We start from the raw sequence: 13,632 nt of genomic DNA on the forward strand, positions 1-13,632 counted from the left end.
CCCGGTAAAATTATTTTCAAATTATCATTTACCAACTAAGCCCGGACACTACCGGACAGCCGATGGAACAAGAAATAACTTGTTTTTTTGAAAATAAATTTTATATTAGTAAGCGTGAGGTGGCGAAAAAAAACGAAAAATCCCCGCATGACCAACAAAAAAAGCGAAAAATTTATAGCCAAAAGTGCAAGAGAAATGGCCCCTACAGCACAAGAGGGCACTTTTTGTTAGAAAAACGATACTAAAGAAACAACTTGCCAGATCAATTGAATTTTGACTCGTTGGATCCGGTCTATTTCTTCTTCTGTTCCTCTTCCTTCTTGGGGCTGCGCTCGGTCACTTTAGCATCCGTCACCACCGAATCGGCATTGATATAGATCACGAGGTTTTTGATGTATAAGGTGTCAATGCCGCTCATTTTGCGGGTTATTTCGTACGAGAAGCTCCTGTCGGTATGGCTATTGCGTTGGGGTGCCTTAAGCAGGTATACCACTTGTTTATACTTCAGGCCTTTTAGTTTGCCCGAAGCCAGCAGGTCGTCAACCATCATATAGCGTTTAGGGAAGTCTATGCCGTCGCCTTCATCCCAGCCCCTGGGGGTAAATGGCACCTTGTTTTTGCAACCAGCAAAGCATACTACAACCAGGCCCAAAACCATAAAATAACGTAAAATACTACCCTTGCCCATACTTAACTATTTTGAAGCAAATATCCTTTAAATCCTTCAAAATCGGGGCCTAAACTTACCGCGCTATGATCTTTTTTCTGCAAGGCCTTCACCTGCTCGGGTATCTCGATTTTACCAGCTATCTCCTTAGTAAAAACATCCGGGAACTTACAGGCATGCGCGGTAGATAAAAACACGCCTGCAGCATCGGCAGGATGCTCTTGCTGGTATTGTTTAAGCGCTTTCCAGGCAATGGCCGTGTGGGGGCAGGCTATGTAATTGTAGGCCTTGTTGATGTTATCAATAGCCTCCAGCGTTTCCTCGTCGGTGTAAGTATAACCAACAATAAGCTTCTGTAACGCATCTGGGTCGGCTTTAAACAGGTCGGCAATGCGTACCCAGTTGCTTGGATTGCCTACATCCATAGCGTTGGATAGGGTGGCTACTGACGGCTTAGGCTGGTAAACCCCTGTTCTTAAAAACTCAGGCACGGTGTCGTTAGCGTTGGTGGCTGCTATAAATTGCGCTACAGGCAGCCCCATTTTCCAGGCCAATAAACCAGCACCAATGTTGCCAAAATTGCCGCTTGGCACCGCGAAAACGACTTTATTGATGCCCTCGCGCAGCAGCTGCGCATAGGCATTAAAGTAATAAAAGGTTTGTGGGATAAGCCGGGCTATGTTAATAGAATTGGCCGATGTTAAACGGAACCTTTCGTTCAATTCAGCATCGGTAAAAGCTTGTTTAACCAGTGCCTGGCAATCGTCAAAAGTGCCGTCTATCTGCAGCGCGCGTATGTTTTGCCCATTGGTGGTTAGTTGCAGTTCCTGTATCTGGCTTACTTTTCCTTTTGGATAAAGAATGGTTACCCTGGTGTTTGGTACGCCTAAAAAGCCCAATGCTACCGCTCCGCCGGTATCGCCGGATGTAGCTACCAGTACGTCAAGCTGCTTTTCGCCGGCCTCTAAAAAGTAACTCATTATACGGCTCATAAACCTTGCGCCAAAATCCTTAAAGGCTAACGATGGGCCGTGGAAAAGCTCTAACACGTATACATCTTTTTCAAGCGGCACCACCGGTGCATAAAAGTTAATAGCATCCTGAATTATGGCTTTGAGGTGATCAGCGGGGATATCATCACCCAGCAGGTTTTGCGCCACATGAAACGCAATTTCGGGCAGCGTGTACTGGTCCAGGTTGTTCAAAAATTTGTCATCTAGTTTAGGAATGCTCTCGGGCATGTATAAGCCCTTATCCTGCGGCATGCTGTTAAAAACCGCTTCTTTAAAACCTACTCTAAGGTCGGTATTGTTGGTACTGTAGAATTTCATTTTAATACTTAATATCTTTTATCGCGTCATTCGTAGTTTAAATTACTCTCGGCCCCTTATCATTTATAGTTGATACATAGCCGTTAGAGCCTATTTTAATGCCTGTTAAATGTGTTTGCAGCTTAGCAGTAATGCGTTTTGCTGTTTCTTCATCGCGGGTAAATGCAAATACAGAAGGCCCCGAACCGGAGATGCCAAAACTTACAGCACCTAATTCCATCGCTATCTCGCGCATTTGGTAAAAATCGGGTATCAGCATGCTGCGTACGGGTTCAACCAATACATCCTGCATGCTGCGGCCTATCAGGTCAATATCCTGCATAAACAGGCCGCTTACCAGGCCTGCAATATTGCCCCATTGGGTTACCGCATCTTTCATTAATATTTTATTGCGGATGATCTGCCGGGCTTCGCGGGTAGGTACATCCACATCCGGGAAAACTATGGCGCACCATAACCCTGCCGGATGCGGCAAACGCACAACATCTAAAGGCTCGTAGCTGCGTATCAGCACAAAGCCACCCAACAGTGCCGGGGCCACATTATCCGCATGCCCATGTCCGCATGCCATCTCTTCGCCCTTCATTGCAAAAGGTAACAACTTGGCAGCGTCGCTATCATCGCCCAAAAGGGTTTTAATGGCAAATAGGCCGGCAACAGTACTGGCCGAGCTGCTGCCCAGGCCGCTTCCAATTGGCATTTTTTTATGCAGTTCTATGTCCAGACCGATATCGGTACGGCTAATACTTTGCAAATAGTGCTGTACGCTCACGCTTACCGTGTTTTTTGCCGGGTTCATAGGTAAACGCCCGTCATCTCCGGTTATTTTACTGATGGTGATGCCGGGCTTTTCGGTAAGGCGCATTACCACCTCGTCGCCGGGTTCATTCACCGCGAAACCCAGCACATCAAACCCGCAAACCACGTTGGCAACGGTCGCCGGGGCAAAAACTTTTATAGACTCTTTCATTGTTAATTGGCCCCAACATTTATCAGATCAGCAAATACACCCGCAGCGGTTACCTCGGCGCCTGCACCAGGGCCTTTAACCACCAGCGGGCGTTCTCTATACCTGTCGGTAGTAAACGATATAATATTATCGCTGCCCGACAGCATATAAAAAGGGTGGTTGTCGTCTACGCTTTGCAGGGTAATAGATGCTTTGCCATCTTCCAGCTTGCCAATGTAGCGTAATACCTTTCCGTCTTTTTCGGCTTGTTGCTTTAGGTTAGTAAAGTAAGCATCTTCGGCTTTAAGCGAAGCATAAAAATCATCAACTGTTTGGGCCTCAAGGCATGCTTTTGGCAGCATGCTCTCTATTTCCACATCAGCTTCTTCCATTTCGTAGCCGGCATCGCGGGCCAGTATCAGCATTTTGCGCATAAAATCTTTACCGCTCAAATCGTCGCGAGGGTCGGGTTCGGTATAGCCTTTTTCCTGCGCCTCTTTTACCACATTATGAAAATTGGCGTCACCCTTGAAGTGATTAAATATAAATGAGATAGTTCCCGACAGGATAGCTTCTATACGCTGTACGCGGTCGCCGCTGCTCATCAGGTCTTTTAATGTGCGGATGATAGGTAAGCCTGCACCCACATTGGTTTCGTAAAAAAAGTCGACACCGTGCTTGCGGGCGGTATCCCTAAAGGTTTTATACAGGCTGTAAGCAGCCGAATTGCCTATTTTATTACAGGTAACTACTGATATGTTCGATTTAAACACCTCTTCGTAAAACTCGATAGGTTTGGGGCTGGCAGTATTGTCAATAAACACGCAATTGGGCAGGTTCATTTCTTTCATGTGGTGAATAAATGTTTTCAGATCGGCCACGTGATTTGATTGCTGCAATTCGTCCTCCCAGGTATCTAAAGATAAGCCATCCGCATTAAAAACCATTTTACGGGTATTGCTTATGCCGGCTATTTTAACCTGTATTCCATTGTTTTTTTGAAGGAAATCGCGGTGTGCGTTTAACTGGTTAAACAGGGTTTTGCCAATATTGCCTGTACCCAAGCAAAAGGCATGCAAAGTTTTGGTTAACTGTATAAAAAAGGCATCGTGTACGGCGTTTAAGGCTTTTGCCAAATCGTGTGCCGATATAATAACGGAAATATTATACTCTGAGGAGCCCTGTGCAATTGCCCTTACGTTAACACCATTTCGGCCTAACGCATGAAATAATTTGCCCGATACGCCGGGTGTTTGTTTCATATTTTCGCCTACTATGGCTAATATGGCCTGGCCTTTTTCTACCACCAACGGCTCCAGCTTGTTAGCCAATAACTCCAGTTCAAACTCTTGTTCTATTAATTTCCGGGCATTGTCTACATCATGCGGCTGTACAGCGAATGTTATACTGTGCTCTGATGATGACTGGGTGATAAGGATGATATTGATCTGCTCGCGGGCTAATAGAGAGAACAAACGGCCGCTAAAGCCCGATTTACCCACCATACCGCTACCTTCAAGGCTTAATATGCTGATGTTGTTGATAGAGGAGATCCCTTTGATAGGCAAATTTGATGATTTGCAATCGTGGCGGATAACCGTGCCGGCAAAGGCAGGCTCAAAGGTGTTTTTGATAACAATAGGTATCTTCTTTAAAAAGGCCGGAATCATGGTGGGCGGGTAAATAACCTTAGCGCCGAAGTACGATAACTCCATCGCTTCGGTATATGAAAGCTCCTCTAAAGGGAATGCTTTTTTAACCATACGCGGGTCGGCGGTCATCATCCCGTTAACATCTGTCCATATTTGTATCTCATCGGCGTTTAAAGCCGAGCCGAATATAGCCGCGGTATAATCGCTGCCGCCACGGCCCAGGGTGGTTATCTGGCCGGCATCGTTGCCTGCTATAAAGCCGGTTACAAATAGTAGCTTATCGCTGTTTTCCTGCACATAACCTTTTATCAAAAGTTCGGTTAGGCCGGTATTCACCTTGGCATTGCCAAATGCATTATCCGTTTTTATTAGTTCAGAAGCATCAACAAAGGTTGCACCCTCAAAATGCTGCGCTGCTATTTTACTTATCATTAATGCCGAGCAGCGCTCGCCATAACTCAATATCTGGTCGCGTGTTTTGGGTGTTAGTTCCTGTAAGGTTAAAACGCCCTGCAGCAATTCCTCTAGTTGATTAAAGTGTATTTTTAAGCGGGTATACGCAGGGTTTTGGTTCTGAATATCTAACAAAGCCTTTACTACATCAAAGTGCCGTTTTTCAAGTTCGGCCAGTTGAGCGGTAAACTCTTTGCCGTTGGCGGCATCTTCGGCCATTGACACCAGTAAATTGGTTACGCCACCCATGGCGCTTAGTACAACAACGGGCCGGTTACCGGGGCTATCTTGCTCTTTTAGTATTTGTAGCAGGGTTTGGATGCTTTTGACGGAACCTACGGATGTGCCGCCGAACTTTAGAATTTTCATTTTTTGTTTGTGATAATAATAAAAAAGCCTTCCTCTTTTCGGAGGAAGGCTTCATTTGGTTTGTTGTTTATATTTTACACCATACGATTATCTTCCTCCGTCTTTTATCCCGGTGGTAATAATTGTTGTAATTATGGTGTTGTTAATTGTCATATATAATGTCGGTAAAGTAAGTAGATTATTTTCTAATAAACAAATACACAAGCGTTTTTATTTTTTCATTGCCTTATATCTTTCCTAAATTGCGGCCGTATGCAGGGTTTAGTAACAAAATCGACCGGAAGCTGGTACCAGGTAAAAGCCGGCAACCAGGTTATTGATTGCCGTATAAAAGGGAAATTTCGTACCAAGGGGATCACCACAACCAACCCATTGGCTGTTGGAGACGTGGTAGATTATGAAATGGAGCCCGAGCAAGGTACAGGCGTAATAACCAACCTGCACCAGCGTAAAAACTATATTATACGCAAGTCTATTAACCTGTCTAAACAAGCACAGATCATAGCAGCTAATCTCGACCTTGCCTTACTGGTGGTAACACTGGCTTCGCCACGCACCTCTTTAGGCTTTATCGACCGCTTTTTGGTTACTGCAGAGGCATACGATATACCGGCGTGCTTAATATTCAACAAACTTGATCTGTTTAGCGAGGAAGGATTAGAGATATTGGCCGACTATCAGTCAATCTACCAAAACATAGGGTATGCGTGTTACTCGGTGTCGGCATTAGAGGGGACGAATATTGATGAGGTGCAAACCCTGCTAAAAGATAAGGTGACCTTATTTTCGGGCCACTCGGGTGTAGGTAAATCAAGCCTAATTAACCGTTTATTGCCCAACCTGGACCTGCGCACACACATGATATCTGACTGGAGCGACAAGGGGATGCACACTACCACCTTTGCCGAAATGTTTGAATTGCCACAGGGCGGCTATATTATTGATACCCCAGGCATACGCGAGTTAGGGGTAATTGATATTGAAAAGCAGGAATTAAGTCACTTTTTCCCCGAGATGCGCGAACTGATGAACCAGTGCCGCTTTAACAACTGCCGGCACATTAACGAGCCGGGCTGCGCGGTGTTAGAGGCCATAGAAGCGGGCGACATCGCTTTTTCGCGTTACGATAGCTACCTGAGCATTTATAACGGAAACGATACAAGGGCTTAGTAGCGAACCAGGATATAAGAGCCAAAAAACACGACAGAAAATATTATCAACAAGAAATTAAAAGAGCCTTGATTCTTGTATCTTGACATCTTGAATCAATTTCTATATGCGTGCAATTTTACAAAGAGTTACAGAAGCATCGTGCAAAGTCGAAGGCAACATTACCGGACAAATTGGTATAGGTTTTTTAGTGCTTTTAGGTATTGAAGATGCCGATACCGAAGAAGACCTGCAATGGCTGGCGCAAAAAATAGCAGGCATGCGGGTTTTTGGCGATGAAAACGGATTGATGAACAAAGCACTGGCTGATGTTGGCGGCGAGATTTTATTGATTTCTCAATTCACGCTTTTTGCGCAAACGAAAAAAGGCAACCGCCCGTCGTTTATAAAGGCGGCAAGGCCCGATAAGGCTATTCCGCTTTACGAAAAAATGATAACCACGCTTGATGCCCTAACAGGCAAAAAAACAGCCACCGGCATTTTTGGGGCTGATATGAAAATTAGCCTTGTGAATGATGGTCCGGTAACAATAATTATGGACACGAAAGACCGCGAGAACCATTAAATAAAATATTTTAATAATCTTTTATGGAAATTAAGGAAGCGCAGCATCTAGTTGATAACTGGATAAAAACAACCGGCATCCGTTATTTTAACGAACTTACTAACACTGCCATTTTAATGGAGGAAGTTGGTGAGGTTGCAAGGATAATGGCCCGGCAATATGGCGAGCAATCGTACAAAAAATCAGATACCGAGGTTAACCTGGCAGATGAAATGGCCGATGTGCTTTTTGTGTTGATTTGCCTTGCCAACCAAACAGGAATAGACCTGACTGACGCGCTTGAAAAAAATATGCAAAAGAAAAGTATACGCGACGCAGACAGGCACAAGAATAATGAGAAGTTAAACCCATAAAATGAAAAAGCTATTTTTTGTTGCTGTTGCTATATTAGGACTGGTGGCATGCTCGAGCAAGTATGATAAAGAAAATGTTGAAATAGCACACTCCGCATTACCGATTGCTAAGGCAGATAATGAAACGGAATTAAATATCCCACCGCCTACATCAAAAAACAAGGGATATTCAGCTAACCTTAAAGAGGTGCGTATTAAGACGGGGTCAAATGACGCCGTTAATCCTGACTTGCTCGACAATGTCTCAGAAACAGATAAGAAGATAATTAAGGAAGGTGATATTAGCTTTGAAACTGGTGATGTTGCCGAAACCCGTAAGCAAATATTGGCCACGCTTAAAAAGTTGGGCGGATATATAGAAAACGATAGCGAATCAACAAATGGTGAGGAAAACCGTAAAGACTATACCCTAAACATAAGGATACTAGCACAAAGCTTCGATGCGTTTTTGAGCAATGTATCGGCAACTGCCACAAAGATAGATAGCAAGAATATCCGTATAAGCGATGTAACCACACAATTCATTGATGTTAAAACCCGGCTTAGTAATAAAAAGTTACTAGAAGCGCGTTACCTTGATCTGCTGAAGAAAGCAACCAAAATGTCTGATGTGCTGGAGATTGAAAGCAAGCTTACTGAAATTCGCAGTGATATAGAATCAACTCAAGGTCAGCTCAATTATATGAGCAAACAGGTGGACTATAGCACCTTGTCTATCACCTTTTATACCAAACAAGCGGCCCAGGTTGCAGCAGGTAACGGTTTTGTTTATAAGCTTAAACAAGCACTGGCCGGTGGTTGGTTGTTTATACAGAACCTTTTCTTCGGTATTGTATCGTTATGGCCGCTTTGGTTGGCTATCTTCATCGTTGTTCTGCTGTTGCGCCGCTGGGGCAAAAGCAATGCATACAAAGAATAGCTATTGCTGTAGCTTCACCAACTTCTCGCCTTCTAAAACGGGTATAGCTGTTGTAAGGTCAACTTGTAAACAAAAGGCAATATCCTTTTCGATACCTAACTTTTTAAGACGTTCGCCATGCGATGTTTTGCTGAGGTATTGAGCTATATCGTGCTTGCCCAACTGGAACAGGTCGTTTGCGGCGATGGCCGGGTCGTCCATCACAAAGCCGTGGCCTTTAAGTTGTTCGATAACGGCTCCGGCAAATAGGGCGTCTTCCAGGTTAAAGTTATTCTTCCATCCGGCGCATACCAGCAAGATGTTTTCGTTCTGGGTTTTTAGCCAGTTGCAAAGTGCGGTCAGGTTTAAAAAAGAACCAATTACTATCCTTTTGGCACTGCGCAATAAATGCAGCGCATGGGTACCGTTTGTTGTAGTGAGTACTACCGTTTTGCCCGACACTTTTTCTTTAGTGTACGAGAATGGCGAGTTGCCGAAATCAAAACCTTCTACCACCTCGCCATTGCGCTCGGCAGCCAGTAAATAGTTTAAGCCTTTTTCGCGGTAGGCTGCGCATTCTTCCACCTCTGATACCGGAATGATGGCTTCTGCCCCATTTTCGATACCATAGCAGATAGATGATGTGGCCCGAAAAATATCGATAACCACCACAATATAGTTTTCTACATTATAAAGCGGTATAAGTGCGGGGGTAAGGCAAACGTCTAAGCTTTTTGTCATTGGTCTTGGTAACATTAGGTCATTGGTGCAGTCACAAAGGCGCCCCTAAAAACGACCCAGATATAATGACCCAATGAGAGCGAAGGGCTCTTATTTATAAAATGGCGGTTTTACCACCTTTGCTTTTACTTTATTATCGCGAATGCTGATAAAAATTTCGCTGCCTTCTTTAGCAAATTCATTTTTTACATAGCCCATGCCAATAGCTTTTTGCAGCGATGGTGATTGTGTGCCCGATGTTACCCGGCCAATGTTATTGCCGTCGGCATCAACTATAGTATAGTCGTGGCGTGGGATGCCCCTGTCTATCATTTCAAAGCCGACCAGCTTTTGGGTTACGCCGGTTTGTTTTTGCTGTTGTAAGGCCTCGGAGTTGGTAAACGCTTTGGTAAACTTAGTTACCCAGCCCAGCCCTGCTTCTAAGGGCGATGTATTATCGTCAATATCGTTGCCGTAGAGGCAAAAGCCCATTTCTAAACGTAAGGTATCACGAGCGCCCAAGCCTATTGGCTTAATGCCAAATGGCTCGCCTGCTTTAAATATGGCATCCCAAATTTTTTCGGCATTAGCGTTTTCAAAATATATCTCGAAACCACCTGCCCCTGTATAGCCTGTTGCCGATACCACAACATTATCAATGCCTGCAAAAGTGCCCTTTTTAAAGGTGTAGTACTCCATTGATGCCAGGTCAATGTCGGTAAGGCTCTGCAATGCTTCGGCGGCTTTTGGGCCCTGTATGGCTAATAAAGATGTGCGGTCAGATATATCTTTCATATCCACACCTTCGGTGTTGTATTTGCTTATCCAGTTCCAGTCCTTTTCTATGTTAGATGCATTTACTACCAGCATATAGGTTTTCTCATCCATGCGGTAAACCAGCAGGTCATCAACAATACCACCATCCTGGTTAGGCAGGCACGAGTACTGTACTTTGCCGTCATATAATTTAGCAGCATCGTTGCTAGTAACGCGTTGTATCAGATCAAGCGCTTTTTCGCCCTTTAAAATAAACTCGCCCATGTGGCTTACATCAAATACACCAACCGCTTTGCGTACAGTTTCATGCTCGGCATTAATGCCTGTATATTGTACGGGCATGCTATAGCCTGCAAAGGGAACCATTTTAGCGCCTAATTTGGCATGTACGTCTGTTAAAGCAGTGTTTTTCATGAGTAAAATTTAATCGGCACAAAAATAGTAAAATAGCGTTAGTGCGGGGCTTGTTCAGCTAATTGATTGATAAAAAGTAATAAGATCGGCAGTTACCTTATTAACATCGTGCTGATCCTCTATTAAGCGGCGGGCGTTTGTTCCAATTTCGCGGCAATAATGTTCGTCGGTTATACATTTTGTTATAGCAGCATGAAAGTCATCAGTATTATTAGCAATGATGATATCCCTGCCATTGCTGTAATTAATGCCCTCGGCACCCAATGGAGTGGAGATAATACATTTTTGCATAGCCATACCCTCTACTATTTTTACCCGCATACCCCCGCCCGATAATAGCGGGACGATCATGATAGATTTACTATTCACAAATTCCAGCGCATCGTCTACCTCGCCACGTATAAATACCTTGCCCGGCACCTCGTAATCGTCAAACTCTTCGGGTATGTTATTGCCGGCCACATAAAACCTCACCTTAAGGTCGCCGTCGGTAAGGTCTTTATGAAAACTTTCAATAAACCATTCAATACCCTCGCGATTAGGCAGCCAGTCAAGCGACCCCAGGAAAAAGAGACTCGGGAATTCTGTTTTGATATGATCGGGTTTGTACTGATTCAGGTCGACACCAATGGGCAAAACGCTAACGGGTATTTTGGTGCCGAATGACAGCATTGAGTTTTTATCCTGCCTGGTGAAAACAACAATTCCATCAAACTTATTAAGTAACTCAATCTCATAATTTTTAATGCGGCGGGCAAGCAAACGCAGGTACCACTTTTTAAACGGGTCTTTCATTTGCTGCGCCAGTTTTTGCCAAACCTGGTGCTCTATATTATGCGCCCTAAAAATCACTTTGGCTTTCGATACTCTGCGGATAGCGGATAAATAAGGCGCTACAAAAATTCCTTCGAGTTGAATGACATCATATTTGTTCTCTTTCAGGTCGTTCAGCAGTAGTTTTTCAAAGCCCGAATTGTAGTACTTATCAATGTTGTATGAGTTTTGGGTAAACAGGTTGCTGAACACCTCTATCATAGACACTCGGGTATCTATATCATATTCGGTATAAGCTATTTTACTTAATAATTCATCAGGTTCGCGCTCTTTGTAGGATTGCTTTTTAACATTAAGGGATATTAACGACACCTGGTGACCAAGGCCGATAAGGCCTTTAATGGTATTGCCCACCACAATAGGGTAGCCACCATTCTGCGGAAACGGGACACGGTGTGTTAGTATTAAGATCCTCAAAACGAGTAGTAAATAATTGGTAGTGCAAACTTAATAAACCTTAAAGGCTTTGGCAACCTTAAAGCACAATTGGTAAAGGCTCGGTTACACGGAAGGTTTTACGATGATATGGCGTAAATCCCTTTTTTATCACCGTTTTGCGATGGTCTATAGTGGGATAGCCCTTGTTAGAATGCCAGTTATATTCGGGGTGCTCGGCTGCAATTTGCTTCATGTAATCATCGCGGTAGGTTTTTGCCAATATAGATGCCGCCGCTATGCTAAAATATTTGCCATCGCCCTGTATAATACACTGGTGGGGCGTGCTGCCATATTTTTTAAAGCGGTTGCCGTCTATTATTAAAAACTCCGGTCGTTGGTTAAGCTTTTCTATAGCGCGGTGCATGGCTAAAAATGAGGCATTAAGAATATTGATCTCGTCTATCTCGTCATTATCGCACCAGGCTACAGCATGGGCTATCGCTTTTTGCTCTATCTCTATACGTAATTCGTATCGTACTTCCTCGGGCAACTGTTTCGAATCGTTTAGCAGGTGATGGTCAAAATCATGGGGTAAAATTACAGCCGCGGCAAATACCGGCCCTGCAAGGCAGCCCCGGCCGGCCTCATCGCATCCTGCTTCAATAAATTCGTACTGATACCGGGCTAATAACATGTTTTTGTTAAGTAATTCAGGTTACAAATATCCTAAAAATAGCCTGCCGAAGGCAAAGATTGTTGAAAAATAAACCCGTCGGGCAGATAAATGAAACTAACAATAATTAAGAATGTTATTACTGTATGCGGCGAATGGTAACCTTATTATTGATTCTTTGCGGACTTTATAGCTACGCACAAAGGCATACTCCACTGCCACACGGAATGGTGTTTGGCAATAAACCCAACAACATAGGACCGGTCCCTTCTTCAAAAATTGAGGACTTTATGGGCAAGAAGATAAGGGTAAGCACAGCAATAATTGGTAAAATAACCAAAGTAACAAAAGAGCAAGGTGGATGGTTTGAAATGGATGCCGGCCGCGGGCGCACGATATCGGCACATTTTAAAAATTACAACATTCATTTGCCTGTAGCTATTGAAGGCCGAACGGTTATAATTGAAGGCGTTGCCGACCGAAAACTCACCGCTGATGACTTGCAGCACTTTGCAGGTGATACAGTAACACATACTAAACAACACCGCCAAAAAGTTGACCCAAAACGCCGTATAATATTTGAAGTGCGGGGCTTAATGGTAGATATATAAATAAAAAAGGCGCCGGTTTAATGCCAGCGCCTTTCAAGTATATCTATAATATTATTTAAGCAAACTTTGCCTCTTTGGTTAATACCGATGGTTCCAGGTCAAGGTCTTTTGAAAATAACTCTTTTACCTTTTCTACTACTTCGGCCCTATTAACGGTTGATGCATCGCGGCGGCATTTCAGGTAATGCTCGCGGGCAATTTTTTCGGCCAGGTCGCCAAGGGTTTTTACCTTAAGCTCTTTGCCAAACTTGCCCGCAAGTATAAGCCCTGTTATTGACACAACCATACCAATATACCCAATGGTGCCAAAAACAAAGCTAACAGTTATAAAGGCAAGCAGCATTAGGGCAAACATCCACACTATCCATTGCTTGGGCTGCAGCAAATTCATATGAAAACCCATTTCGTTTTCAATATCGGCTACAACCTCTATGCGGTTATCCCTGGGGAATATCTCGGCCAATTTAGTTTGTGGCTTTAGCAGGTACTTTTCTACCGGGTTACGGGCGTTAATAGCATTACGTAACTTGTAAAAGGCCTGTTGTGTGGTGCAGCTATCTGCCTGGTGCTGTTTCACCTTTTCTATAACAACATCGCATAACGCGCCAAATGTTTTAGCTTCTTTAAGCTCAGTATCAGTAAACTTTATAGTAAACGATTTCTCAATTTTCAATAAAACGTCACTAATCTCTTCCGGGTCTATATTATTTAAAGTATAAACCTGTGCACTATTCTTTAATCTAACTTTCAATGCAATACAACTAAGTACAACCATATTGCTGCCGTAAAATTGCACAGCAGCAACCCTTTTATTCAAA

General features: G+C 43.8%; 15 protein-coding genes. 6 read left to right on the top strand and 9 right to left on the bottom strand.

Annotation, left to right across the window (positions count from 1 at the left end):
- Positions 1–62 precede the first annotated feature (62 nt).
- The gene (locus FFF34_012795; GenBank protein ID TSD64771.1) at positions 63–245 is read left to right on the top strand and encodes a hypothetical protein; all 183 of its coding nucleotides are present in this window, start codon (positions 63–65) and stop codon (positions 243–245) included.
- 47 nt (positions 246–292) lie between these two features.
- On the opposite strand, the gene FFF34_012800 is transcribed toward FFF34_012795, so the two are convergent.
- Genes FFF34_012800 through thrA form a run of 4 tightly spaced genes read right to left on the bottom strand, consistent with a single transcriptional unit; the run spans position 293 to position 5,421 of the window.
- Positions 293–688, bottom strand: coding sequence for a hypothetical protein (locus tag FFF34_012800; GenBank protein ID TSD64772.1), 396 nt, complete (start codon positions 686–688; stop codon positions 293–295).
- A 2-nt stretch (positions 689–690) separates the two neighbouring features.
- Complete coding sequence (gene thrC / locus FFF34_012805) at positions 691–1,998, bottom strand: threonine synthase (protein TSD64773.1); 1,308 nt, start codon at positions 1,996–1,998, stop codon at positions 691–693.
- Positions 1,999–2,035: 37 nt separating this feature from the next.
- The gene (locus FFF34_012810) at positions 2,036–2,968 is read right to left on the bottom strand and encodes a homoserine kinase (protein ID TSD64774.1); all 933 of its coding nucleotides are present in this window, start codon (positions 2,966–2,968) and stop codon (positions 2,036–2,038) included.
- A 2-nt stretch (positions 2,969–2,970) separates the two neighbouring features.
- Entirely contained in the window at positions 2,971–5,421 is a 2,451-nt protein-coding gene (thrA, locus tag FFF34_012815; GenBank protein ID TSD64775.1) for a bifunctional aspartate kinase/homoserine dehydrogenase I, read from the bottom strand.
- 252 nt (positions 5,422–5,673) lie between these two features.
- Between thrA and rsgA the strand changes: the two genes are divergently transcribed.
- From rsgA to FFF34_012835, 4 genes are all read left to right on the top strand, one after another.
- The gene (gene rsgA, locus FFF34_012820) at positions 5,674–6,591 is read left to right on the top strand and encodes a ribosome small subunit-dependent GTPase A (GenBank protein ID TSD64776.1); all 918 of its coding nucleotides are present in this window, start codon (positions 5,674–5,676) and stop codon (positions 6,589–6,591) included.
- A gap of 106 nt (positions 6,592–6,697) precedes the next feature.
- Positions 6,698–7,156 (top strand): D-tyrosyl-tRNA(Tyr) deacylase, encoded by a 459-nt coding sequence (locus FFF34_012825; GenBank protein TSD64777.1) that lies wholly within the window; start codon positions 6,698–6,700, stop codon positions 7,154–7,156.
- 23 nt (positions 7,157–7,179) lie between these two features.
- Positions 7,180–7,509, top strand: a complete 330-nt coding sequence (locus tag FFF34_012830; GenBank protein ID TSD64778.1) for a nucleotide pyrophosphohydrolase — start codon at positions 7,180–7,182, stop codon at positions 7,507–7,509.
- 1 nt (position 7,510) lies between these two features.
- The gene (locus FFF34_012835; GenBank protein ID TSD64779.1) at positions 7,511–8,428 is read left to right on the top strand and encodes a DUF4349 domain-containing protein; all 918 of its coding nucleotides are present in this window, start codon (positions 7,511–7,513) and stop codon (positions 8,426–8,428) included.
- On the opposite strand, the gene FFF34_012840 is transcribed toward FFF34_012835, so the two are convergent.
- From FFF34_012840 to FFF34_012855, 4 genes are all read right to left on the bottom strand, one after another.
- Complete coding sequence (locus FFF34_012840) at positions 8,429–9,148, bottom strand: 2-phosphosulfolactate phosphatase (protein ID TSD64780.1); 720 nt, start codon at positions 9,146–9,148, stop codon at positions 8,429–8,431.
- 90 nt (positions 9,149–9,238) lie between these two features.
- Complete coding sequence (gene gcvT / locus FFF34_012845; GenBank protein TSD64781.1) at positions 9,239–10,318, bottom strand: glycine cleavage system aminomethyltransferase GcvT; 1,080 nt, start codon at positions 10,316–10,318, stop codon at positions 9,239–9,241.
- Between the two features lie 54 nt (positions 10,319–10,372).
- Positions 10,373–11,569, bottom strand: coding sequence for a glycosyltransferase family 4 protein (locus FFF34_012850; GenBank protein TSD64782.1), 1,197 nt, complete (start codon positions 11,567–11,569; stop codon positions 10,373–10,375).
- A gap of 58 nt (positions 11,570–11,627) precedes the next feature.
- Positions 11,628–12,224 (bottom strand): ribonuclease HII, encoded by a 597-nt coding sequence (locus FFF34_012855; GenBank protein ID TSD64783.1) that lies wholly within the window; start codon positions 12,222–12,224, stop codon positions 11,628–11,630.
- A gap of 125 nt (positions 12,225–12,349) precedes the next feature.
- On the opposite strand from FFF34_012855, the gene FFF34_012860 reads away from it, so the two are divergent.
- Positions 12,350–12,814, top strand: a complete 465-nt coding sequence (locus FFF34_012860; GenBank protein TSD64784.1) for a DUF4920 domain-containing protein — start codon at positions 12,350–12,352, stop codon at positions 12,812–12,814.
- Positions 12,815–12,869: 55 nt separating this feature from the next.
- On the opposite strand, the gene FFF34_012865 is transcribed toward FFF34_012860, so the two are convergent.
- The gene (locus FFF34_012865) at positions 12,870–13,565 is read right to left on the bottom strand and encodes a hypothetical protein (GenBank protein TSD64785.1); all 696 of its coding nucleotides are present in this window, start codon (positions 13,563–13,565) and stop codon (positions 12,870–12,872) included.
- Between the last annotated feature and the right edge of the window lie 67 nt (positions 13,566–13,632).

Source organism: Inquilinus sp. KBS0705, from assembly GCA_005938025.2.
GTDB lineage: Bacteria > Bacteroidota > Bacteroidia > Sphingobacteriales > Sphingobacteriaceae > Mucilaginibacter.

Excerpts from the sequence above, each read along its gene's own strand:
- FFF34_012795 (TSD64771.1), top strand. The coding sequence starts at position 63 with ATGGAACAAGAAATAACTTGTTTTTTTGAAAATAAATTTTATATTAGT.
- FFF34_012810 (TSD64774.1), bottom strand. The coding sequence starts at position 2,968 with ATGAAAGAGTCTATAAAAGTTTTTGCCCCGGCGACCGTTGCCAACGTG.
- FFF34_012855 (TSD64783.1), bottom strand. The coding sequence starts at position 12,224 with ATGTTATTAGCCCGGTATCAGTACGAATTTATTGAAGCAGGATGCGAT.
- FFF34_012825 (TSD64777.1), top strand. The coding sequence starts at position 6,698 with ATGCGTGCAATTTTACAAAGAGTTACAGAAGCATCGTGCAAAGTCGAA.
- gcvT (TSD64781.1), bottom strand. The coding sequence starts at position 10,318 with ATGAAAAACACTGCTTTAACAGACGTACATGCCAAATTAGGCGCTAAA.
- FFF34_012835 (TSD64779.1), top strand. The coding sequence starts at position 7,511 with ATGAAAAAGCTATTTTTTGTTGCTGTTGCTATATTAGGACTGGTGGCA.
- FFF34_012800 (TSD64772.1), bottom strand. The coding sequence starts at position 688 with ATGGGCAAGGGTAGTATTTTACGTTATTTTATGGTTTTGGGCCTGGTT.
- FFF34_012840 (TSD64780.1), bottom strand. The coding sequence starts at position 9,148 with ATGACAAAAAGCTTAGACGTTTGCCTTACCCCCGCACTTATACCGCTT.
- thrA (TSD64775.1), bottom strand. The coding sequence starts at position 5,421 with ATGAAAATTCTAAAGTTCGGCGGCACATCCGTAGGTTCCGTCAAAAGC.
- FFF34_012860 (TSD64784.1), top strand. The coding sequence starts at position 12,350 with ATGCGGCGAATGGTAACCTTATTATTGATTCTTTGCGGACTTTATAGC.
- FFF34_012830 (TSD64778.1), top strand. The coding sequence starts at position 7,180 with ATGGAAATTAAGGAAGCGCAGCATCTAGTTGATAACTGGATAAAAACA.
- rsgA (TSD64776.1), top strand. The coding sequence starts at position 5,674 with ATGCAGGGTTTAGTAACAAAATCGACCGGAAGCTGGTACCAGGTAAAA.
- thrC (TSD64773.1), bottom strand. The coding sequence starts at position 1,998 with ATGAAATTCTACAGTACCAACAATACCGACCTTAGAGTAGGTTTTAAA.